At 60.5% G+C, this 21987-nt stretch carries 17 protein-coding genes and 2 tRNA genes; 14 read left to right on the forward strand and 5 right to left on the reverse strand.

What is annotated here, in order from left to right:
* The first annotated feature begins 61 nt into the window (after nt 1-61).
* The 9 genes from FFS64_RS03315 (at nt 62) to hflC (ending at nt 10136) form a co-directional block, all read left to right on the forward strand.
* Nucleotides 62-1561, forward strand: a complete 1500-nt coding sequence (locus FFS64_RS03315) for an NAD(P)H-hydrate dehydratase (RefSeq protein ID WP_137804218.1) — start codon at nt 62-64, stop codon at nt 1559-1561.
* Nucleotides 1549-2019, forward strand: a complete 471-nt coding sequence (tsaE, locus tag FFS64_RS03320; protein ID WP_095192135.1) for a tRNA (adenosine(37)-N6)-threonylcarbamoyltransferase complex ATPase subunit type 1 TsaE — start codon at nt 1549-1551, stop codon at nt 2017-2019. The genes FFS64_RS03315 and tsaE overlap by 13 nt, the downstream gene beginning before the upstream one ends.
* Complete coding sequence (locus FFS64_RS03325; protein WP_137804219.1) at nt 2020-3450, forward strand: N-acetylmuramoyl-L-alanine amidase; 1431 nt, start codon at nt 2020-2022, stop codon at nt 3448-3450.
* An 8-nt stretch (nt 3451-3458) separates the two neighbouring features.
* Nucleotides 3459-5357, forward strand: a complete 1899-nt coding sequence (gene mutL / locus FFS64_RS03330; protein ID WP_171017058.1) for a DNA mismatch repair endonuclease MutL — start codon at nt 3459-3461, stop codon at nt 5355-5357.
* A complete protein-coding gene (gene miaA / locus FFS64_RS03335; RefSeq protein ID WP_137804221.1) occupies nt 5357-6328 on the forward strand; it encodes a tRNA (adenosine(37)-N6)-dimethylallyltransferase MiaA in 972 nt (323 codons plus the stop codon). Before mutL ends, miaA begins: the two co-directional genes overlap by 1 nt.
* Before the next feature lie 95 nt (nt 6329-6423).
* Nucleotides 6424-6684, forward strand: coding sequence for an RNA chaperone Hfq (hfq, locus tag FFS64_RS03340; protein ID WP_007902656.1), 261 nt, complete (start codon nt 6424-6426; stop codon nt 6682-6684).
* 12 nt (nt 6685-6696) lie between these two features.
* Nucleotides 6697-7998 carry a ribosome rescue GTPase HflX gene (gene hflX / locus FFS64_RS03345; protein ID WP_095192131.1) on the forward strand — a complete coding sequence of 434 codons (1302 nt, stop codon included), beginning with the start codon at nt 6697-6699 and terminating at the stop codon, nt 7996-7998.
* Between the two features lie 96 nt (nt 7999-8094).
* Complete coding sequence (gene hflK, locus FFS64_RS03350; RefSeq protein WP_095192130.1) at nt 8095-9267, forward strand: FtsH protease activity modulator HflK; 1173 nt, start codon at nt 8095-8097, stop codon at nt 9265-9267.
* Nucleotides 9267-10136 carry a protease modulator HflC gene (gene hflC / locus FFS64_RS03355; RefSeq protein WP_008064109.1) on the forward strand — a complete coding sequence of 290 codons (870 nt, stop codon included), beginning with the start codon at nt 9267-9269 and terminating at the stop codon, nt 10134-10136. The genes hflK and hflC overlap by 1 nt, the downstream gene beginning before the upstream one ends.
* A gap of 17 nt (nt 10137-10153) precedes the next feature.
* Here the strand turns inward: hflC and FFS64_RS03360 are convergent, their stop codons facing one another.
* Nucleotides 10154-10399: a hypothetical protein gene (locus FFS64_RS03360; RefSeq protein ID WP_137804222.1), complete on the reverse strand. Its 246-nt coding sequence runs from the start codon at nt 10397-10399 to the stop codon at nt 10154-10156.
* Between the two features lie 49 nt (nt 10400-10448).
* Between FFS64_RS03360 and FFS64_RS03365 the strand changes: the two genes are divergently transcribed.
* The 3 genes from FFS64_RS03365 to FFS64_RS03375 all read left to right on the forward strand — a co-directional run bounded on the left by FFS64_RS03365 (nt 10449) and on the right by FFS64_RS03375 (nt 15056).
* Nucleotides 10449-11636: an ATP phosphoribosyltransferase regulatory subunit gene (locus FFS64_RS03365; protein WP_137804223.1), complete on the forward strand. Its 1188-nt coding sequence runs from the start codon at nt 10449-10451 to the stop codon at nt 11634-11636.
* A gap of 54 nt (nt 11637-11690) precedes the next feature.
* Nucleotides 11691-12983: an adenylosuccinate synthase gene (locus FFS64_RS03370; protein ID WP_137804224.1), complete on the forward strand. Its 1293-nt coding sequence runs from the start codon at nt 11691-11693 to the stop codon at nt 12981-12983.
* 138 nt (nt 12984-13121) lie between these two features.
* The gene (locus tag FFS64_RS03375; protein ID WP_137804225.1) at nt 13122-15056 is read left to right on the forward strand and encodes a methyl-accepting chemotaxis protein; all 1935 of its coding nucleotides are present in this window, start codon (nt 13122-13124) and stop codon (nt 15054-15056) included.
* A gap of 95 nt (nt 15057-15151) precedes the next feature.
* Here FFS64_RS03375 and FFS64_RS03380 read toward each other — a convergent pair whose 3' ends face one another.
* From FFS64_RS03380 to FFS64_RS03395, 4 genes are all read right to left on the reverse strand, one after another.
* Nucleotides 15152-16714 (reverse strand): iron ABC transporter permease, encoded by a 1563-nt coding sequence (locus FFS64_RS03380; RefSeq protein WP_137804226.1) that lies wholly within the window; start codon nt 16712-16714, stop codon nt 15152-15154.
* Entirely contained in the window at nt 16714-17724 is a 1011-nt protein-coding gene (locus FFS64_RS03385) for an extracellular solute-binding protein (RefSeq protein ID WP_137804227.1), read from the reverse strand. The genes FFS64_RS03380 and FFS64_RS03385 overlap by 1 nt, the downstream gene beginning before the upstream one ends.
* 300 nt (nt 17725-18024) lie before the next feature.
* Nucleotides 18025-18111 (reverse strand) — tRNA-Leu (locus tag FFS64_RS03390).
* Between the two features lie 166 nt (nt 18112-18277).
* A tRNA-Leu gene (locus FFS64_RS03395) sits at nt 18278-18364 on the reverse strand.
* A 225-nt stretch (nt 18365-18589) separates the two neighbouring features.
* Here FFS64_RS03395 and rnr point away from each other — a divergent pair.
* Nucleotides 18590-21217, forward strand: a complete 2628-nt coding sequence (gene rnr, locus FFS64_RS03400; protein WP_137804228.1) for a ribonuclease R — start codon at nt 18590-18592, stop codon at nt 21215-21217.
* On the forward strand, nt 21214-21975 hold the full coding sequence (gene rlmB / locus FFS64_RS03405) for a 23S rRNA (guanosine(2251)-2'-O)-methyltransferase RlmB (protein ID WP_137804229.1): 762 nt from the start codon (nt 21214-21216) through the stop codon (nt 21973-21975). Before rnr ends, rlmB begins: the two co-directional genes overlap by 4 nt.
* Nucleotides 21976-21987: the final 12 nt, after the last annotated feature.

The following is a 21987-nucleotide window of genomic DNA, read 5'->3' on the forward strand; positions in this document are numbered from 1 at the left end:
GGCGAGAGAAACCGGAGCTGAGGTGCGTATAATTCTGCCAGACATCGGAGCCCGAAGACGCATGCCGCACACTAAAGATGATTTACCCGACGCGCTGTACAGCGCCGCGCAGGTCCGAGGGCTCGATGCGAGCCTGATCGCTGCCGGTACCCCGGGTTTCGAATTGATGCGTCGCGCGGCGCGGACGACCTGGCGAGCGTTGGTCCGCCAGTGGCCGACGGCGAGCGAATTGACGGTGGTCGCCGGTCACGGCAATAACGCCGGTGACGGTTATCTGGTGGCTGTGCTGGCCAAGCGCGCCGGTTGGGTGGTTCGGGTGCTTGCGGCGGGCGATCCGCAGCAGTTGCGCGGTGATGCGGCGGCGGCCCATGCCGAAGCGGTGTCCGAAAACGTCTTTATCGAAGCCTGGACGGCAAATTCCGAATTGCGCGGCCTCGTGCTGGATGCCTTGCTGGGCACTGGCCTGACCGGTGACGTGCGTGAGCCTTACGCCAGCGTCATCGCTGCGATTAACACCAGTGGGCTGCCAGTGGTGGCGGTGGATATCCCTTCCGGACTCTGCGCCGATACGGGACGAATCCTCGGCGGTGCAGTACGAGCCGATCTGACGGTGACGTTCATCGGTTTGAAACTGGGTTTGTTCACCGGTGACGCGGCTGACGTGGTGGGCGAGTTGGTCTTCAACGACCTGCACGCCGATCCGCAGCTGCTTGAAAGTGCTCCGACCAGTGCCCGCCGGCTGACGGCTGGCAATCTGCCGCAACTGGCCACCCGTGCCCCCACTTCCCACAAAGGCAAATTCGGCCATGTGCTGCTGATCGGTGGCGATCGCGGACTGGGTGGCGCGATCCTGCTCGGTGCGCAAAGTGCGCTGCGCAGCGGTGCGGGCATGGTGTCGGTGGCGACCCGCAGCGAGCATGTGCCCGCCGCGTTGGCCCGAATCCCCGAGGCGATGGTGTTGGGTACTTCGTCGGCCAATCAGTTGATGGAAATGCTGCAAAAGGTTTCCGTGTTGGTCGTAGGTCCCGGATTGGGCCAGGCTGCCTGGGGGCACAGTCTGTTGTCCGCCGCCGCCAATGCACCACTGCCGCAAGTCTGGGACGCCGATGCGCTGAACATGCTGGCACAGGAGCGTGTGAACTTGCCCAAGGATTGTGTGATCACGCCGCATCCGGGCGAAGCGGCGCGGTTGCTGGGCATGAGTACTGCCGAGGTTCAGGCTGATCGCCCTGCGGCGGTGCGTGCTTTGAGCAAAAAATATACAGCTGTCGTGGTGCTCAAGGGCGCTGGCAGCCTGATCGCCAGTCCCGACGGGCGGTTGGCGGTGTGTCATCAGGGCCATCCGGCGATGGCCACCGCCGGGTTGGGGGATGTGCTGGCCGGTCTGGTCGGCGCTCTGCTGGCCCAGGGCATGGATACGTTCGACGCCGCCTGCCTGGCGGTCTGGCTGCACGCCAATGCCGGTGAGCAGCAAGGTAAATTGGGCCGCGGGCTGGCGGCCAGTGATCTGATTCCAGCCATTCGTCAGTTGTTGGAGGAGCAAGCACCGTGTCTGAAGTAACCCTGTACCTGGCTGATGAAGAGGCGATGACCGCGTTTGGCGCACGCATCGCCCAAACCACTAAAGGGCACGGCCTGATCTTTCTCGAAGGCAACCTGGGGATGGGCAAAACCACGTTGTCCCGGGGCATCATCCGGGGGCTGGGGCACGTCGGGGCGGTAAAGAGTCCGACTTTCACCCTGGTCGAGCCCTACGAGATTGGCGATATTCGCGCCTTCCACTTTGACCTGTATCGCCTGGTCGATCCGGAGGAGCTGGAATTCCTCGGTATCCGCGACTATTTCGAAGACGACGCTCTGTGTCTGATCGAATGGCCCGATAAAGGTGCAGGCTTTTTGCCAAAGCCCGACCTGACCATTACCATTAGCCCGCAAGACAGCGGGCGTTCGCTGAAAATTTTGTCCCAGGGCTCGCGCGGCGAGTCGTGGTGTGCCGCTTTGGCATTGGAATCCAAATAAATGATGGGGTTAGGTATGCGCTTTCGCGCGTTGGTTGCTGCCGTAGGGGTGTTGTTTTTGGCGGTGACCGTCGACGCTGTGGCCGAGACGAAGGTCAACAGTGTTCGCCTGTGGCGGGCGCCGGACAACACACGGCTGGTGTTTGACCTGACCGGCCCTGTGCAGCACAGCGTCTTTACCCTGACGGCCCCCGATCGCCTGGTCATCGACATCAATGGCGCGACCCTGGGTGCGCCGCTGAACGTCAACAGCGCCAATACTCCGATCACCGCCATGCGCTCGGCTCAACGTACGCCGACCGACCTGCGGGTGGTCATCGACCTGAAAAAGGCCGTCACCCCGAAAAGCTTCTCCCTGGCCCCCAACGCCCAGTACGGCAACCGACTGGTGGTCGATTTGTTCGATAACCCGGCCGATGCCGCGCCGCCGCCTGCGCCGACGCCATCGGTGGCCACGGTGCCGGCCGTACCGGTCACGCCGACGGAGCCTGCTATCAAATTGCCGCCAGCACCGGCCGGCAAGCGCGACATCATTGTGGTGATCGATGCTGGCCACGGTGGTGAAGACCCGGGTGCTTCCGGCTCGCGCGGTCAGCGCGAGAAAGACGTGGTACTGCAGATTGCCCGCGAATTGCAGCGTCAGGTCAACGGGATCAAGGGTTTCCGTGCCGAGCTGACCCGCACCGGTGACTACTTCATCCCGTTGCGCGGGCGTACCGAAATTGCCCGCAAGAAGGGCGCCGACCTATTCGTCTCGATCCACGCCGACGCCGCGCCTTCGACCGCTGCTTTCGGGGCCTCGGTGTTCGCCCTGTCGGATCGCGGTGCCACATCGGAGACCGCGCGCTGGCTGGCCGACAGTGAAAACCGTTCCGACCTGATCGGTGGTGCCGGTAACGTCAGCCTCGACGACAAGGACCGCATGCTCGCCGGCGTGCTGCTCGATCTGTCGATGACCGCGTCCCTGACCTCCAGTCTGAACGTCGGTCAGAAAGTATTGAGCAACATTGGCCGGGTCACGCCGCTGCACAAGCAGCGGGTTGAACAGGCCGGGTTCATGGTGCTGAAGTCGCCGGATATTCCATCGATCCTGGTGGAAACCGGATTCATCTCCAACGCCAACGAAGCCTCGAAACTTGCCGCGTCGAGCCACCAGCAGGCGCTGGCCCGCTCGATCAGCAGCGGTGTGCGTCAATTCTTCCAGCAAAATCCGCCACCGGGCACTTACATCGCCTGGCTGCGTGATTCCGGGAAGATCGCCCAAGGCCCGCGTGACCACCGGGTAAATCCGGGCGAGACGCTGGCGATGATCGCTGTGCGTTATCAGGTGTCGCCGGCCGCGCTACGCAGCGCCAACAACCTGGCGAGTGACGAACTCAAGGTCGGCCAGCACTTGACCATTCCTGGCACTGAACTGGCGGCCAAAGAATGAACCAGGTGCTGACCAACGCTGCCCGCATCGAGCTGCTCAGCCCTCGGCTGGCAAACCAGATTGCCGCCGGCGAGGTGGTAGAACGCCCGGCTTCGGTGATCAAAGAGTTGCTGGAAAACAGCCTCGACTCCGGCGCCAAACGCATCGATGTCGATGTGGAGCAGGGTGGCGTCAAGTTGCTGCGGGTGCGCGACGATGGCAGCGGCATTTCCGCCGATGACCTGCCGCTGGCCCTGGCGCGACACGCCACCAGCAAAATCCGCAATCTCGAAGATCTGGAGCAGGTCATGAGCCTGGGCTTTCGCGGTGAGGCGCTGGCTTCGATCAGTTCGGTGGCGCGTCTGACCCTGACGTCCCGCACCCGTGATGCCGATCAGGCCTGGCAGGTCGAGACCGAAGGCCGTGACATGGCGCCCCGCGTACAGCCGGCAGCGCATCCGGTAGGCACCTCTGTCGAAGTTCGCGACCTGTTCTTCAACACTCCGGCGCGACGCAAGTTTCTCAAGACTGAAAAAACCGAATTCGATCATCTGCAAGAAGTGATCAAGCGCCTGGCCCTGGCGCGTTTCGACGTGGCGTTCCATCTGCGCCACAACGGCAAGACCATCCTCAGCCTGCACGAAGCCCACGATGATGCGGCCCGGGCCCGGCGAGTCGCGGCGATTTGCGGCCCCGGTTTCCTGGAGCAGGCGCTGCCGATCGAGATCGAGCGCAACGGCCTGCACCTGTGGGGTTGGGTTGGCTTGCCGACTTTCAACCGCAGCCAGGCGGATTTGCAATATTTCTTCGTCAACGGCCGTGCGGTGCGCGACAAACTGGTGGCCCACGCGGTGCGCCAGGCTTATCGCGACGTACTGTTCAACGGCCGGCACCCGACATTTGTGCTGTTTTTCGAAGTCGATCCGGCGGGCGTCGACGTCAACGTGCATCCAACCAAACACGAAGTTCGTTTCCGTGACGGGCGCATGGTCCACGATTTCCTTTATGGCACCTTGCACCGCGCCTTGGGTGATGTGCGGCCGGAAGACCAATTGGCGGCGCCGGTTGCGACAGCGATTGTCCGGCCTACCGGGCTGGATGCCGGTGAGTTCGGTCCGCAGGGTGAAATGCGTCTGGCGGCCAACGCATTGCTGGAGCAGCCTCAGGCACAACCGTCGTTCAATACGCCAGCCGGATCGGGTTCGGGGGCCGGTTACCAGTATCAATACACGCCGCGCCCTCAGTCCGCGGTGCCTGCCGCCGAAGCCCAGGCTGCCTATCGCGAGTTCTTCGCGCCGCTGCCCGAAGCCAATGCGGTCGCGCTGCCGGCCGGGCAGGGTGACATCCCTCCGCTGGGTTATGCGCTGGCGCAGCTCAAAGGTATCTACATACTTTCGGAAAACGCCCAGGGGCTGGTGCTGGTGGACATGCACGCCGCTCATGAGCGCATCATGTACGAACGCCTGAAAGTCGCCATGGCCAGCGAAGGCTTGAGCGGTCAGCCACTGCTGGTGCCGGAGTCCCTGGCGGTCAGCCAGCGCGAAGCCGATTGCGCTGAAGAGCATGCCGCCTGGTTCCAGCGACTGGGCTTCGAATTGCAGCGCCTGGGCCCGGAAACCCTGGCCATCCGGCAGATTCCGGCACTGCTCAAACAGGCTGAAGCCAATCGGCTGGTCGGCGATGTGCTGGCTGACCTGATGGAGTACGGCACCAGCGACCGGATTCAGGCACACCTGAACGAATTGCTCGGCACCATGGCCTGCCACGGCGCGATCCGGGCTAACCGGCGTCTGGCCTTGCCGGAAATGAACGGTCTGCTGCGTGACATGGAAAACACCGAGCGCAGCGGTCAATGCAACCATGGCCGACCGACCTGGACCCAACTGGGCCTGGACGATCTGGACAAACTGTTTTTGCGCGGTCGTTGATGAGCCAGCTCCCACCTGCCATTTTCCTGATGGGGCCGACCGCCGCCGGCAAGACCGACCTGGCCATCGAACTCACCAAGGTCCTGCCCTGCGAACTGATCAGCGTTGATTCGGCACTGGTCTACCGTGGCATGGACATCGGCACCGCGAAGCCGTCGAAGGAGCTTCTGGCGCAGTTTCCGCACCGTTTGATCGACATTCTCGATCCGGCCGAGAGTTATTCGGCCGCGGATTTTCGTCGTGACGCCCTTGAAGCCATGGCCGACATCACCTCGCGCGGAAAAATTCCGCTGCTGGTAGGCGGCACAATGCTCTACTACAAGGCTTTGCTCGAAGGCCTGGCCGATATGCCGGCTGCCGACCCGGACGTGCGCGCACAAATCGAAGAAGAGGCTGCACGCCTTGGCTGGCAAGCCTTGCACGAACAATTGGCGGTGATCGATCCGGTTTCCGCGGCGCGCATTCATCCGAACGATCCGCAGCGGCTCAGTCGAGCACTGGAAGTTTATCGCGTCAGCGGTCAGAGCATGACCGCGCTACGACTGCAACAATCTGCGCAAAGTACTGAAGCAGCCGCTTCGGGGCGGCAACAATTGCCCTATACTGTCGCGAACTTGGCGATTGCTCCGGCAAATCGTCAGGTACTGCATGAGCGAATTAAACAAAGATTCACTTTAATGTTGGAACAGGGATTCATTGACGAGGTCGTAGCCCTGCGTGAGCGAAGTGACCTGCATGCCGGGTTGCCGTCTATACGTGCGGTAGGCTACCGACAAGTCTGGGACTACCTGGATGGCAAGCTGACGTCAGCCGAGATGCAGGAGCGTGGAATCATCGCCACGCGCCAATTGGCAAAGCGCCAGTTCACCTGGCTGCGCAGTTGGGCTGATTTACACTGGCTGGACAGCCTGGATTGCGACAATCTGCCGCGCGCCTTGAAATACCTGGGGACCATCTCCATATTGAGCTGAGTCCTTGCAATTGCCGTCTATCCTTGGGGGTGTGACGGCCACAAGCCATCTGTTTACCTATTTTTTTATATTGAATCCTTAAAGGAGTGCGGCACATGTCAAAAGGGCATTCGCTACAAGACCCTTACTTGAATACTTTACGTAAAGAGAAAGTTGGGGTGTCCATTTACCTGGTCAACGGTATTAAGCTGCAAGGCACGATCGAGTCTTTCGACCAGTTCGTTATCCTGCTGAAAAACACCGTCAGCCAAATGGTCTACAAACACGCTATCTCTACAGTAGTGCCGGTTCGTCCAATTCGTCTGCCTAGCGCAACCGAATCCGAAGCAGGTGATGCTGAGCCAGGTAACGCCTGATAGGAGTCTCCTTTGTTCTTTGAGCGCCACGGTGGTGGTGAGCGAGCCATTCTCGTTCACTTGGATGGTCAGGACCCTGAGGCGCGCGAAGATCCGCAGGAGTTTCAGGAGTTGGCAATGTCGGCTGGCGCCGAGACCGTCGCGTTTTTCAACGTGCCGCGTAATCGGCCAACCGCCAAATACCTGATTGGCAGCGGCAAGGTCGAGGAGTTACGCGACCTGGTCAAAGCCGAGCAGGTAGATCTGGTGATTTTCAATCACATCCTCACGCCCAGCCAGGAACGTAACCTCGAACGGATATTCGAGTGTCGCGTGATCGACCGGACGGGTCTGATTCTCGATATCTTCGCCCAACGCGCCCGTACCCATGAAGGCAAGCTCCAGGTCGAACTGGCTCAGCTTGAACACATGAGCACGCGGCTGGTTCGTGGCTGGACTCACCTTGAGCGGCAGAAGGGCGGTATCGGTCTGCGTGGTCCGGGTGAAACCCAGCTGGAAACCGACCGGCGCCTGTTGCGGGTTCGCCTGCGGCAGATCAAGGGGCGCCTGGAAAAGGTCCGCAGCCAGCGCGAGCAGTCGCGTCGTGGCCGCAAGCGCGCTGACATTCCGACGGTTTCACTGGTGGGTTATACCAACGCCGGCAAATCGACGTTGTTCAACTCGGTCACCGAGTCCGACGTGTTCGCCGCCGACCAGTTGTTCGCCACCCTCGACCCGACCCTGCGCCGACTCGAGCTCGACGATCTCGGTCCGATCGTGCTGGCCGACACCGTGGGTTTCATTCGTCACTTGCCGCACAAACTGGTCGAGGCATTTCGGGCTACGCTCGAAGAGTCGAGCAACTCCGACCTGTTGCTGCACGTGATCGACTCCCATGAGCCCGAGCGCATGGCCCAGATTGAGCAGGTCATGGTGGTGCTGGGTGAGATCGGGGCCCAGGACTTGCCGATCCTGGAGGTATACAACAAACTCGATTTGCTCGAGGGTGTTGAGCCGCAGATCCAGCGCGATGCCGATGGCAAGCCGCAACGGGTCTGGTTGTCGGCCAAGGACGGTACGGGTCTGGGTTTGCTCAAACAGGCCGTGGCCGAGCTGCTCGGCGATGATTTGTTTGTTGGCACCTTGCGCTTGCCGCAACGATTTGCTCGACTGCGTGCTCAGTTTTTCGAACTCGGTGCGGTACAGAAAGAAGAACATGACGAAGAAGGTCTCAGCTTGCTGGCCGTTCGTTTGCCACGGGCCGAATTGAATCGGCTGGTGAGCCGCGAAGGTTTGCAGCCGCTGGAATTTATCGAGCAACACACTTTGCAATAAAAGCCTGAGAAAGCGGTTGTGCCGTGGTGACAGGCATTCTGTAGCATTGGTCGGCGCGCCGTGGGTGCGTCTTTGCTTTATCAGATGGAGAGCGCTATGGCTTGGAATGAGCCGGGTGGCAACTCGAATAATCAGGATCCTTGGGGTGGCAAACGCCGTAATAACGGCGATCGCAAGGGGCCGCCAGATCTCGACGAGGCCTTCCGAAAGCTGCAGGAAAGCCTGAACGGGTTGTTCGGTGGTGGTAAGAAACGTGGTGATGACGGTGGTGGTCCGGGCAAGAGCGGCGGCTTTGGCGGTCTGCTCGGCATCGGCTTGGTCGTGTTGGCGGCCGTATGGCTGTACAGCGCGGTCTATGTAGTCGACGAGCAGGAGCAGGCCGTGGTGCTGCGCTTCGGCAAGTACTACGAAACCGTCGGCCCGGGTCTGAACATTTATTTCCCGCCGATCGACAAGAAGTACATGGAAAACGTCACGCGTGAGCGTGCGTACACCAAGCAGGGTCAAATGCTGACTGAAGACGAAAACATCGTCGAGGTGCCATTGACCGTGCAGTACAAGATCAGCAACCTGCAGGACTTCGTGCTGAGCGTCGATCAGCCGGAAATCAGCCTGCAACACGCGACCGACAGCGCCTTGCGCCATGTGGTGGGTTCCACCGCGATGGACCAGGTACTGACCGAAGGTCGTGAATTGATGGCCAGCGAAATCAAGGAGCGTCTGCAACGCTTCATGGATACCTATCGCACCGGCATCACCGTTACTCAGGTCAACGTACAGAGCGCAGCGGCACCGCGTGAAGTGCAGGAAGCCTTCGATGACGTGATCCGTGCCCGTGAAGACGAGCAGCGTTCGCGCAACCAGGCTGAAACCTACGCCAACGGCGTCGTGCCGGAAGCTCGTGGTCAGGCCCAGCGTATTCTCGAAGATGCCAATGGCTATCGTGACGAAACCGTCTCGCGTGCCAAGGGTGAGGCTGATCGCTTTACCAAACTGGTCGCCGAGTATCGCAAGGCGCCTGAAGTCACCCGCCAGCGTCTGTACCTGGACACCATGCAGGAAGTCTTCAGCAACACCAGCAAGGTTCTCGTGACCGGTAACAAGAATGGCCAGAACAACCTGCTGTACCTGCCGCTGGACAAAATGGTCGATAGTGGTCGCAGCACCAGCACTCCGGTGAGCAGTGCAGCCGCCACCAGCAATGAAGCGAATGCGCGTGCGGCAGCTGATCTGCAGCAACAGCAAGCACGTACCAGGGAGAGTCGCTGATGAGCAATAAATCGCTGATCGCCCTTATTGTCGGCGTCGTCGTGGCGATCGCTGCCTGGAACTGCTTCTACATCGTGGCTCAGACCGAGCGAGCGGTGTTGCTGCAGTTCGGTCGCGTGGTTCAGACCGATGTTCAGCCGGGCCTGCATGTGAAAGTGCCTTACGTTAACCAGGTGCGCAAATTCGACGCACGCCTGATGACGCTGGATGCACCGACACAACGCTTCCTGACGCTGGAAAAGAAAGCCGTGATGGTTGATGCCTACGCCAAGTGGCGCGTGAAGGACGCCGAGCGTTTCTACACCGCGACTTCCGGCCTCAAGCAGATTGCCGACGAGCGTCTGTCGCGCCGTCTGGAATCGGGCCTGCGTGACCAGTTCGGTAAGCGCACCCTGCACGAAGTGGTGTCGGGTGAGCGTGATGCGCTGATGGCGGATATCACGGCTTCGCTGAACAAGATGGCTGAAAAAGAGTTGGGCATTGAAGTCGTCGATGTCCGGGTCAAGACCATCGACCTGCCAAAAGAAGTGAACCGCAGTGTGTTCGAGCGTATGAGCACCGAGCGTGAGCGTGAAGCTCGCGAGCACCGCGCCAAGGGTAACGAGCTGGCTGAAGGCATCCGTGCCGACGCCGATCGTCAACGCCGCGTGTTGCTGGCTGAAGCCTATCGTGAGTCTGAAGAGATTCGCGGTGACGGTGATGCCCAGGCCGCTTCGATCTACTCCAAGGCCTACGGTCAGGATCAGGAATTCTACGCGTTCTACCGTAGCCTGCGTGCCTACCGTGAAAGCTTCGCGAACAAATCCGACGTCATGGTCCTCGACCCAAGCAGTGACTTCTTCCACTACCTGGAAAAAGCCAAGCCTTGATACGGCGTTGACCTGAATCATCCCGCCGGGCGGCTAAAACCTCTGGCGGGGTGATCCTTTGGGAAAACGTGTGTATGATGCGGCAGCCGGGAAATTCCCGGCTTTTTTGCGTCTGCACGTTTGATTGCTGTTTTTGTGCAGGTGCCCGAGCGCAATGGCTCGACAGGTTTTACGAGGAAAGTGCTTGGCGAAGCCCATTTCAGGCTTTTCGCTTCGTCGCTCATGCGCGTGGTTTGTGCTGAGCCGAGCGTTTTCTGCTTCACTCAAGGCTCGCCCAAAGGCTTGCCGCCCGGATCATAGGGGAATGGCGTAATGGCAACGGTAGACCGCTGGCTGCTGCCAGATGGCATCGAAGAAGTACTGCCACCGGAAGCGGCGCGCATAGAAGTCGCGCGTCGTCAGGTGTTGGATCTGTTCCAGAGCTGGGGTTACGAGTTTGTCGTGACTCCCCATATCGAGTACCTGGAATCCCTGCTGACCGGTGCGGGCCAGGACCTGGATCTGCGTACCTTCAAGGTCATCGACCCGCAGTCGGGCCGGCAGATGGGTTTCCGCGCGGACATCACGCCGCAGGTGGCGCGTATCGATGCGCATACCCTGCGTCGCGAAGGCCCGAACCGTCTGTGCTATGCCGGCAGCGTGCTGCATGCGCAGCCGCGCGCCTTGTCGTCCTCGCGTAGCCCGATCCAGTTGGGTGCGGAGTTGTACGGCGATGCCAGCCCTAGCAGTGACGTCGAAGTCATCAGCCTCATGTTGGCCATGCTGCAACTGGCCGATGTGCCGGACGTGCACATGGACCTGGGGCATGTGGGTATCTATCGAGGGCTGGCCCGCGCCGCTGGCTTGTCCGGTGAAGTCGAACAACAGTTGTTCAATGCATTGCAACGTAAAGCCATCGACGAGGTCATTACCTTGACCGAAGGCTTGCCGGCCGATCTGTCGGCCATGCTGCAGGCACTGGTCGATCTGTGTGGCGGTCGTGAAGTGCTGGTGGCTGCCCGCGAGCGCCTGGCCAAGGCCCCGGCCCCGGTTCTGGCGGCGCTGGACGATCTGCTGGCGATTGCCGAGCGTTTGTCCGTGCGTTTCCCGGAGCTGCCGTTGTACTTCGACCTGGGTGAGTTGCGCGGTTACCACTATCACACCGGTGTAGTGTTCGCCGCGTTCGTGCCGGGTGTTGGCCAGTCCATTGCTCAGGGCGGTCGTTACGACGACATCGGCGCCGATTTCGGTCGTGCCCGTCCGGCAACCGGTTTCTCTACCGATTTGAAAACCCTGGTGACCCTGGGGCGTGCTGAGATCGAGCTACCGTCTGGCGGTATCTGGATGCCTGACAGTACGGATGCGGCACTCTGGCAGCAGGTTTGCCAGTTGCGCAGTGAGGGTCAGCGTGTCGTTCAGGCCTTGCCTGGACAACCTTTGGCCGCCGCCCGTGAAGCGGACTGCGACCGGCAATTGATTCAGCAGAACGGGCTTTGGCAAGTATCGCCACTGGCTTCTTGAGTTTTCCTGCCGGCCACCGCCGGCACCAAGTTTGCGCGAATGAGGACAAGTGTTATGGGTAAGAATGTCGTAGTCCTGGGCACCCAATGGGGTGATGAGGGCAAAGGCAAGATCGTTGATCTGCTGACCGAACATGCTGCCGCCGTAGTGCGCTACCAGGGTGGCCACAACGCTGGCCACACGCTGGTGATCGACGGTGAAAAAACCGTCTTGCACCTGATCCCGTCGGGCGTCCTGCGCGAAGGCGTGCAGTGCCTGATCGGTAACGGCGTGGTGGTTGCACCTGACGCCCTGCTGCGGGAAATCAACAAGCTGGAAGAGAAAGGCGTGCCGGTGCGCGAGCGCCTGCGCATCAGCCCTTCCTGCCCGCTGATCCTGTCTTACCACGTTGCGCTGGACCAGGCCCGTGAAAAGGCCCGTGGCGAGCTGAAGATCGGCACCACTGGTCGCGGCATCGGCCCGGCCTACGAAGACAAGGTTGCGCGTCGCGGCCTGCGCATCGGTGACCTGTTCCATCGTGAACGTTTCGCTGCCAAGCTGGGCGAGTTGCTGGACTACCACAACTTCGTACTGGTCAATTACTACAAAGAACCTGCGATCGACTTCCAGAAGACTCTGGAGGAGTGCATGGAATACGCCGAGCTGCTTAAGCCGATGATGCTCGACGTCACTGCCGAGCTGCACCAGCTGCGTCGCGATGGCAAGGACATCATGTTCGAAGGCGCCCAGGGTTCCCTGCTGGACATCGACCACGGTACCTACCCGTACGTCACCAGCTCCAACACCACCGCGGGCGGCATCGCCACCGGTTCCGGTGTGGGCCCGATGTACCTCGACTACATCCTGGGTATCACCAAGGCCTACACCACTCGCGTCGGTTCGGGCCCGTTCCCGACTGAACTGTTCGACGACGTTGGCGCGTTCCTGGCCAAGCGTGGCCACGAGTTCGGTGCAACCACCGGCCGTGCCCGTCGTTGCGGCTGGTTCGATGCCGTCATCCTGCGTCGCGCCATCGACGTCAACAGCATCTCGGGCCTGTGCCTGACCAAGCTGGACGTACTGGACGGCCTGGAAACCATCAACATCTGTGTCGGCTACAAGAACCAGGACGGTGCAGTGATCGACGCGCCGACCGACGCCGACAGCTACATCGGCCTGGAGCCGGTGTACGAAGTGATGCCGGGCTGGAAAGAATCCACCCTCGGTGCCAAGACGCTGGAAGAGCTGCCGCAAGCTGCACGCAACTACATCAAACGCGTCGAAGAGTTGGTCGGTGCACCGATCGACATTATTTCGACGGGCCCGGACCGCAACGAAACCATCGTTCTGCGTCATCCGTTCGCTTGATAAGTCGTTGATGTAAAAAACAAAGGGCCCTTGATTGGGCCCTTTGTCGTATATGCCTGTAGGACGGCATGACCTTTGCTGTAAGAATTGCTTCTGGCGAGCCATCAATTTAATGGCGCTCATGCAGAGGGATTTCCAGTGTCGGCCGTTCTCTCACTGTTACAAAGCCGTCTCTTGCGGCCTGTGTTCGTTACTCTCGGTATCGCCCTTTTGGTGCAGGTGCTGGTGGCTGTTGCTCTGACCCGGAGCACGGTTACCGCGCTGGAAGCCGATCTTGGCGTGCGCCTGGGAGCTGACAGTCAAAAACTTTCCGGCGAACTCGAGCAGGCAGGGCGTGAAGTCACGTCCAGCCTCGACAGTCTCTCCGCCAGCACGCGTCAGCGTCTTACAGCCGGTTTGTCTTCGCGGTTGAAGGAAGAGCAGGCGCAATTGCGTGCGACCCTGGAAAAAGACCTGAAGGATTCCGCCAATGATATGGCGCAGCTTCTGGCTTCGGTCGCACCCCGCGCCATGTGGGACAGCGATGTTCCAACCCTCTCCGAGTTCGCCCGTCGGGCGCAGCGCAATCCCAACGTGTTGTTCGTGGTCTACGACGACGCAACGGGCCAGCACCTGACGCGCTATCTCAATCGGGAGAACCCGATCAACAAGGCGCTGCTGGAAAAAGGCCAGGGCGAACGCGCGCTGGACAAGTTGTTGGATGCAGCGAAGAACGATCCGTCGGTCTACTACCTCGAAGCCTCGATCAATCCCAATGGCGTGGAAATCGGCAAGGTCTTGATGGGGGTCTCTACCGCTTCGGTGGAAACCGACCTGGCGGCCCTCGACAAGCGCTTCTCGGCCCTGATCGCCAGCAGTGATCAGTTGGTGGGCGACAGCCTCAAAGGCGCGGCGGCCGACAGCGCGACAGCCATGCGTGCACGGCTGCAGTCGGCGCAATCCACAGCCTCTGAAATGAAAGCCAACACCACCAGCACAGTGCAGGAAGCCGCGGCGACCTTGCGCTGGCGCATCGGTGTGGGTCTGGCGGTAGTGGGTGCTGGCGTGCTGCTATTGCTGGCAGTGGTGCTGGGCCGTCGAGTGGTCAATCGCTTGAAAATGCTGATTAGCGCCATGGATGACCTGGCGGCCGGCGAAGGTGATTTGACCAAGCGCGTGAAGATCAACAGCAAGGACGAAATCGGCGACATGGCTTCGGCGGTCAATCGCTTTGTGGATAAGTTGCAGCCAATCGTGCGTGAGGCGGGTGATGTAGCTCAGCGTACCGGGGTGGAAATCGGCGCCATGACCTTGCGCAACGCCGGGGCCGACGCGGCGGCGGGCATGCAGCGCGATGAGGTGGCCGAGAGCCTGCGTGCGCTGTCGCAGATGGCGGATGAGGCTCAGTCTGAAAGCCATGCCATGCAGGCCGCATTGAAGCAGGTGGTGGATATTCGTCAGGCCACCGATGAAAACACCCGGACCTCGGCGAAAGTCGGCAGCCTGATCGAGGCGTTGGCCGGGCAGGTCGATACCGGCGCGCAAGTGATCGAGCGACTGGCGCAGCAGAGTGAGCAGATTGAAGTGGTGCTGACGGTGATTCACGGGATCGCCGAGCAAACCAACTTGCTGGCCTTGAACGCGGCCATCGAGGCGGCGCGAGCCGGTGAGACCGGGCGCGGGTTTGCCGTGGTGGCCGATGAGGTGCGGGCGCTGGCGAGCAAGACTCAAAGCTCCACTGGCGATATCCAGGCGCATATCGTGGCGTTGCAGCAAGGTGCACGAGAAGCAGTGGCGGCGATCGGGCAGGCGGGGCGTCAGGCCAACGAAGGTTTGCTGGTACTGCGAGACAGCGCTCGGTTGCAGCAATCGGTACAGGCATCGGTAGAGCAGGTACATGCGGCGATTGGCCTGGCGACTCAGGCAGCGGCGCATCAGGCACAGGGTGCTCAGGCGGTGCGTGGTCGGGTCGAGACCATTCATGCGCAAGCCGAGAAAGCGGCGCAAGCCGTGGTGGAAACCACGGCCAGCGGCAAGGTGCTGGATGGTCTTGCGGCGCAGTTGAAGGCGAGCCTGGGGCAGTTCAGGGCTTAAGCTTTCTTTGATTGAGCAGGCCTCTTCGCGAGCAGGCTCGCTCCCACATTGGAATGCATTCTACTGTGGGAGCGAGCCTGCTCGCGAAAGCGCTTTCAGCGGCTCAAATACATCCGCGTCGTAAGCAAATAGACCGGTAACCCCGACACCAATATCAACAACGCCGCATAAGGCGCCGCCGCCGCAAACTCCACGTTCGCGGTATGCGCCCAAACCTCCGTCGCCAAGGTGTTGAGCCCCGTCGGACTCAACAGCAGCGTCGCCGTCAGTTCCTTCATTGCATCCAAAAACACCAGCGCAAACGCCGCTCCCAGTGCCGGGAAGATGATCGGCAATGTCACCCGGCAAAACGCGGTGAGCGACGATGCACCCAGTGTGCGTGCAGCCTCTTCCAGTTGCGGTGCAGCCTTGTTCAGCGCTGTGCGGATCGGTGCCTGGGCCAGGGGCAGAAACAGCAGTGCATAAGCGATCAACAGCAGCGCCGACGTCTGGTACAGCATCGGTACATAGTGCAAGGCGAAATACACCAGGGTCAGGGCGATCACCAGGCCTGGCAGTGCGTGCAGCAGATACGGCAAGCGTTCGGCCCAGATTGCCAGTTGGCCTTTGTAGCGCACCACCAACAGTCCCACCGGCACCGCAAGCACCAGGCAGAACGTCGCGCCACCCAGCGACAGTGCCAGGGACGACAGCAGCGCCTCGCTGATGGCGGCAACCGGGAAAGCGGCCGATGATCCCACGGCCAGCCAGTAAGCCAGCATGCCCAGCGGAATACCGCTGCCGACGATCGCCAGCAACAGGCAGTACAGTTGCCCGGCAATCGCCCATGGCCCCAGCCGCACTTGCTCCGCCTGTCGCGCCGCGCCCTGTCCGGTGCGCACATGTCGACCCTTGCCACGAACGCGAAGCTCAAGCCACAGCAACATCAGGCACAGTATCAGCAGCACCGCTGAAAGCATCGCCGCGTTGGCGTTGCTGAATTCCAGTTCGAACTGTTGATAGATCGCGGTGGTGAAGGTTTGCAGGCCAATGATCGACAGTGCGCCGAACTCAACCAGCATGTGCAGTGCGATCAGCAAAGAGCCGGCAATCAGCGATGGCCAGAGCAGGGGCAGGGTGATCTTGAAGAATACGCCCCAGCGATTGTGTCCCAGTGTTCGCGCGGACTCTTCCAGCGAGGGGTCAAGGTTGCGCAAGGTCGCTGCAACCGGCAAGAAGATCAGCGGATATTTGGACAGGGTCATGATCAGGATCGCCCCGCCCAGTCCTTCGAAGTGTGCGCTGAGCGAAACCCAGGTGAAGCTGCTGACAAACGCCGGTACGGCGAATGGCAAGCACAGAATCACGCCCCACAACCGCCGTCCTGGCAGATTGCTGCGTTCCAGCAGCCACGCCAGCGACAGGCCGATCACGCCACAGGCCAGCGTAACGCCGACCATCAATGCCAGAGTGTTGCGCAACAGACCGAACACGTAGGGCCGCCACAACAGATGCACAGCTTCGGCCCAGCCGGCTTGCCAGGCCTTGAGCCCGACATAGACCAGTGGCAGTAGGCTGAGCACCACCAACAGCAAAACCGGCAGCAGCAACCAGATCGACGGCCGCTTGCGTCGCGGCGCGTAGCTGCGGTGCCCAGCGGTGGATAGCGTTGTGCTCATCAGTTCAGGCCAACATCACGTTCCAGGTCCAGGGCTTCTTCAGCATTGCCGAGGTCGGCTGGCGTGACGTTCGGTGCTTGCAGTTCGCTGAATGGCTTGAGACCGCGATCCGACTCCATGCCTTTGTGCAGCGGGTATTCGGCGGTGGTCTGGGTGATCACTCGCTGGCCCTCTTCGCTGGCCATGTAGGCGAGCAGTTGCTGGGCTTCTTTGGGATGCTTGCTGGATTTCAACACGGCCGCACTGGAAACCGTGATCAGCCCGCCGACGTCGCCGCCGGTGAAGTAATGCAGCTTCGAGTCGAGCTGGCCTTTTTCCCGCTGAAGGGCGAACCAGTAGTAGTTGTTGACCAGTACGGTGGCCACTTCGCCGTTTTCCACGGCTTTGAGTGCAACCATGTTGTTGCTGTAGGTCTTGCCGAATGCGCGCAGGCCGGTGAGCCATTCTTCGGCCGCGTCCATGCCGTGCACCTTGATAATCGCCACGGCCTGTTCCTGGAAGGCGCCACTGGTGGGCACGAAGCCGACCTTGCCTTGCCATTTCGGATCGGAGAATTCCATCACCGATTTCGGCAGGTCTTTTTCATCGATCAGCTTCGGGTTGAACGCGACAACCCGTACCCGGGCGGTCACACCAATCCAGGTGCCATTGCCGGCGACGTAATCCTTGGGCAGAACCGCCAGGGTTGCGTCATCAGCCTTGGCCAGCAGGCCTTGCTCGCCGAGCTTGTTCAGTGGGGGCGATTCTTCGGTGTAGATCACATCGGCAGGGGAGCGATCGCCTTCTTCGACGACCTGGCTGGCGAGTTGGTTGCTGCTGCCTTTGCGTACGTTGACGTGAATGCCGGTCCTGGCTTCGAAGGCTTTGGCGACCGCGTCGCCGACTTCCTTGTGCTGGCCGTTGTAGAGTGTCAGGGAAACCGGGTCGGCGGCTTGGGTGAGAGGGGTGGCGAGTGCCAGGCCGAGCAGGGTGATGGTCAGGCCTCGGCGCAGGGTATTTCGAAACATCATTCGCAGGTTCCTCACTGTCGCATTGCAAAATCTTGCAACAATGATAAACGATATTCTTTCTCAAATGCGCCTTGTGAGTCCGGCATGACTTTGATATGTGCGAGTGTTTTTGTAGGGGCGAGCTCTGCTCGCGATGGGCGTGAACGAAAACGAGGGGTGTCTGGAGTAGTGCTTTGTCTGTGAATCCATCGCGAGCAGAGCTCGCTCCTACAGGGGGAGGTGCTTTTCAAACGTCAGAAACGCAAAAACCCGCTTTCGCGGGTTTCTGTGAAATTCAAGGCCGGAACCTTGAGTTTGAATTGGTGCCCAGAAGAAGACTCGAACTTCCACGGCCGTAAGGCCACCAGCACCTGAAGCTGGCGTGTCTACCAATTTCACCATCTGGGCATTCATCTTCAGCGTTGCCGCTGTTGATGTGGCGCACTATACGGAGAGTATTTTTATCTGTAAACCCCTGATTTAAATTTATTAAATCAGGGGTTTAGAATGCAAAAAACCCGCTTTCGCGGGTTTTGTGTGAGCCTTGAAATTGATCTAATCTCAAGCTCGAAATTGGTGCCCAGAAGAAGACTCGAACTTCCACGACCGTAAGGTCACCAGCACCTGAAGCTGGCGTGTCTACCAATTTCACCATCTGGGCAGTATCGGCAACGTTGTCCGTCGTCGATGGCGCGCACTATACGGAGCGTCTTTTTAACTGTAAACCCCCGGTCTCAAAAAAACCTGAAAAATTTCACCAGCGGTCTGCAATTCAGCGTTGAGGTGTCGATACAGGGCTTTAGATGGGCCGTCTTAGCTTGAAATTTCCCGTTTCATTACGCCTATGCCAAACTAACCCGCATATAGACAAGGTGAAAACTCTCTAATGGCCGATTGGCAGTCCCTCGATCCCGAGGCCGCTCGTGAAGCGGAAAAATATGAAAACCCCATTCCTAGCCGCGAACTGATCCTTCAGCATCTTGCTGATCGGGGTTCGCCTGCTAACCGCGAGCAATTGGTCGAAGAGTTTGGTCTGACCACAGAAGACCAGATCGAAGCCCTGCGCCGCCGCCTGCGCGCCATGGAGCGCGATGCTCAACTCATCTATACCCGTCGTGGCACCTATGCACCGGTGGACAAGCTCGACCTGATCCTCGGTCGCATCAGCGGTCACCGCGACGGTTTCGGTTTCCTGGTGCCGGACGACGGCAGCGATGACCTGTTCATGAGCCCGGCGCAAATGCGTCTGGTGTTCGACGGTGACCGCGCCCTGGCCCGTGTTTCCGGCCTGGACCGTCGCGGTCGCCGCGAAGGCATGATTGTCGAAGTGGTGTCCCGTGCTCACGAAAGCATCGTCGGTCGTTACTTCGAAGAGGGCGGTATCGGTTTCGTGGTTGCCGACAACCCGAAGATCCAGCAGGAAGTGCTGGTGACGCCGGGCCGTAACGCCAATGCCCAGATCGGTCAGTTCGTTGAAGTGAAGATCACTCACTGGCCGACTCCACGCTTCCAGCCGCAAGGCGACGTGGTTGAAGTCGTGGGCAACTACATGGCGCCGGGCATGGAAATCGATGTCGCCCTGCGGACCTACGACATTCCGCACGTCTGGCCTGATGCGGTACTCAAGGAAGCCGGCAAGCTCAAGCCTGAAGTCGAAGAAAAAGACAAAGAGAAGCGCATCGACCTGCGCCATCTGCCGTTCGTCACCATCGACGGCGAAGATGCCCGAGACTTCGACGACGCGGTCTACTGCGAAGCCCGGCCGGGCAAGCTGCGCCTGTTCTCCGGCGGCTGGAAGTTGTACGTGGCGATTGCCGACGTTTCCAGCTACGTGAAACTCGGTTCGGCACTGGATGCCGAGGCCCAGGTTCGTGGCAACTCGGTGTACTTCCCCGAGCGCGTGATCCCGATGCTGCCGGAGCAGCTGTCCAACGGCCTGTGCTCGCTGAACCCGCAAGTCGATCGTCTGGCCATGGTTTGCGAGATGACCATCTCCAAATCCGGTGAAATGACCGACTACTGCTTCTATGAAGCGGTGATCCATTCCCATGCGCGCCTGACCTATAACAAGGTCAGCGCCATGCTCGAAACGCCGAAAGCCACCGAAGCGCGCAAGCTGCGTGGCGAGTACACCGACGTCGTGCCGCACCTCAAACAGCTGTATGCGCTGTACAAGGTGTTGCTGGCTGCCCGTCATGTGCGCGGCGCGATCGATTTCGAAACCCAGGAAACCCGGATCATCTTCGGCTCCGAGCGCAAGATCGCCGAAATCCGGCCGACCGTGCGCAACGATGCGCACAAGCTGATCGAGGAATGCATGCTGGCGGCCAACGTGGCCACCGCCGAATTCCTGAAAAAGCACGAGATTCCTGCGCTGTATCGCGTTCACGACGGTCCGCCACCGGAGCGTCTGGAAAAGCTGCGCGCCTTCCTCGGCGAGCTCGGCCTGTCCCTGCACAAAGGCAAGGACGGCCCGTCGCCGAAGGACTACCAGGCACTGCTGGCCGGTATCAAGGATCGTCCGGATTTCCACCTGATCCAGACCGTCATGCTGCGCTCGTTGAGCCAAGCGGTGTATAGCGCCGATAACCAGGGCCACTTCGGCCTGAATTACGAGGCTTACACCCACTTCACCTCGCCGATTCGCCGCTATCCGGACTTGCTTACGCATCGGGCGATTCGCAGCGTCATCCATTCGAAGCAGGACACCCCGCACGTTCGCCGTGCCGGTGCGATGACCATTCCGAAGGCGCGCATCTACCCGTACGACGAAGCGGCGCTGGAGCAACTCGGCGAGCAGTGCTCGATGAGCGAGCGCCGTGCCGACGAAGCGACCCGCGACGTGGTGAACTGGCTCAAGTGCGAGTTCATGAAAGATCGCGTGGGCGAATCGTTCCCGGGCGTGATCACGGCGGTGACCGGTTTCGGTCTGTTTGTCGAGCTGACCGATATCTACGTCGAGGGCCTGGTGCACGTCACCGCGCTGCCGGGCGATTACTACCATTTCGACCCTGTGCACCACCGCCTGGCCGGTGAGCGTACCGGTCGCAGCTTCCGCCTTGGCGATACCGTTGAAGTGCGGGTCATGCGCGTCGATCTCGACGAGCGCAAGATCGACTTCGAGATGGCCGAAAAAACCATCAGCGCGCCGATCGGTCGCAAGAAACGCGGCACCGAAACCGCCGTTCCTGCGGCAAAGACCGCCGCAGAGCCCGCGTCGGCGAAAACCGGTCGTCGTCCTGCCAAGGAAAAGGCTGTCGAAGCTTACCGTCCGAGCGATGCAGCGGCGAAAAACGCTGAAGTGCGCAAGAGTCGTGAATTGAAAAAGGCGCTGTTGGCCGACGCGAAAAGCGGCGGTAAAGCGCCGTCTGCGGGAAAGACCTCACGGTCGGCGCCTGACAAGGCTCCCGGCGGCAAACCAGCCAAACCGAGCAAACATCGTAAAGGTCCGCCAAAAGCGGGCTCGGCCCCAGCCAAAAGCGGTGGGGCGCGTAAACCTAAGGCCAAGCCATGAGTCAGTTGGAAAAAATCTATGGCGTGCATGCTGTAGAAGCGTTGCTGCGTCACCACCCCAAACGCGTCAAGCAGATCTGGCTGGCCGAAGGCCGCAGTGATCCGCGCGTGCAAACGCTGATCGAGCTGGCCAACGAGAATCGTGTCCAGGTCGGTCAGGCCGAGCGCCGTGAAATGGATGCCTGGGTCGAAGGCGTGCATCAGGGTGTGGTCGCGGACGTCAGTCCGAGCCAGGTTTGGGGCGAAGCGATGCTCGATGAGTTGCTCGATCGCACTGAAGGTGCGCCGTTGCTGTTGGTACTCGACGGCGTGACCGATCCGCACAATCTGGGTGCCTGCCTGCGATCCGCCGATGCGGCGGGTGCGTTGGCGGTGATTGTGCCGAAGGACAAGTCCGCGACACTGACCCCTACGGTTCGCAAGGTGGCTTGTGGTGCCGCCGAAGTGATTCCGTTGGTCGCCGTGACTAACCTGGCGCGCACACTGGAAAAGCTCAAGCAGCGTGGCTTGTGGGTCGTCGGTACGGCGGGCGAGGCGGAAGTCAGTCTTTATGACCAGGACCTGACCGGCCCGACCATCCTGATCATGGGGGCAGAAGGCAGCGGCATGCGTCGTCTGACTCGCGATCTGTGCGACTACCTGGTGCGCCTGCCGATGGCGGGTAGCGTTAGCAGTCTCAACGTCTCCGTAGCGACCGGCGTTTGTCTGTTCGAGGCCTTGCGCCAGCGCGGCGCGAAAGCGGCCACCAAAAAGGCTTAAGCCAGTTGTAAT

It is taken from the genome of Pseudomonas sp. G(2018), from assembly GCF_005502415.1.
In the GTDB taxonomy this organism is placed as follows: domain Bacteria; phylum Pseudomonadota; class Gammaproteobacteria; order Pseudomonadales; family Pseudomonadaceae; genus Aquipseudomonas.

Coding starts and splice junctions, on each gene's coding strand:
- FFS64_RS03315 (WP_137804218.1), top strand. CDS start 62: ATGCCGCACACTAAAGATGATTTACCCGACGCGCTGTACAGCGCCGCG.
- FFS64_RS03325 (WP_137804219.1), top strand. CDS start 2,020: ATGATGGGGTTAGGTATGCGCTTTCGCGCGTTGGTTGCTGCCGTAGGG.
- miaA (WP_137804221.1), top strand. CDS start 5,357: ATGAGCCAGCTCCCACCTGCCATTTTCCTGATGGGGCCGACCGCCGCC.
- hfq (WP_007902656.1), top strand. CDS start 6,424: ATGTCAAAAGGGCATTCGCTACAAGACCCTTACTTGAATACTTTACGT.
- hflK (WP_095192130.1), top strand. CDS start 8,095: ATGGCTTGGAATGAGCCGGGTGGCAACTCGAATAATCAGGATCCTTGG.
- hflC (WP_008064109.1), top strand. CDS start 9,267: ATGAGCAATAAATCGCTGATCGCCCTTATTGTCGGCGTCGTCGTGGCG.
- FFS64_RS03365 (WP_137804223.1), top strand. CDS start 10,449: ATGGCAACGGTAGACCGCTGGCTGCTGCCAGATGGCATCGAAGAAGTA.
- FFS64_RS03370 (WP_137804224.1), top strand. CDS start 11,691: ATGGGTAAGAATGTCGTAGTCCTGGGCACCCAATGGGGTGATGAGGGC.
- FFS64_RS03380 (WP_137804226.1), bottom strand. CDS start 16,714: ATGAGCACAACGCTATCCACCGCTGGGCACCGCAGCTACGCGCCGCGA.
- FFS64_RS03385 (WP_137804227.1), bottom strand. CDS start 17,724: ATGATGTTTCGAAATACCCTGCGCCGAGGCCTGACCATCACCCTGCTC.
- rnr (WP_137804228.1), top strand. CDS start 18,590: ATGGCCGATTGGCAGTCCCTCGATCCCGAGGCCGCTCGTGAAGCGGAA.
- rlmB (WP_137804229.1), top strand. CDS start 21,214: ATGAGTCAGTTGGAAAAAATCTATGGCGTGCATGCTGTAGAAGCGTTG.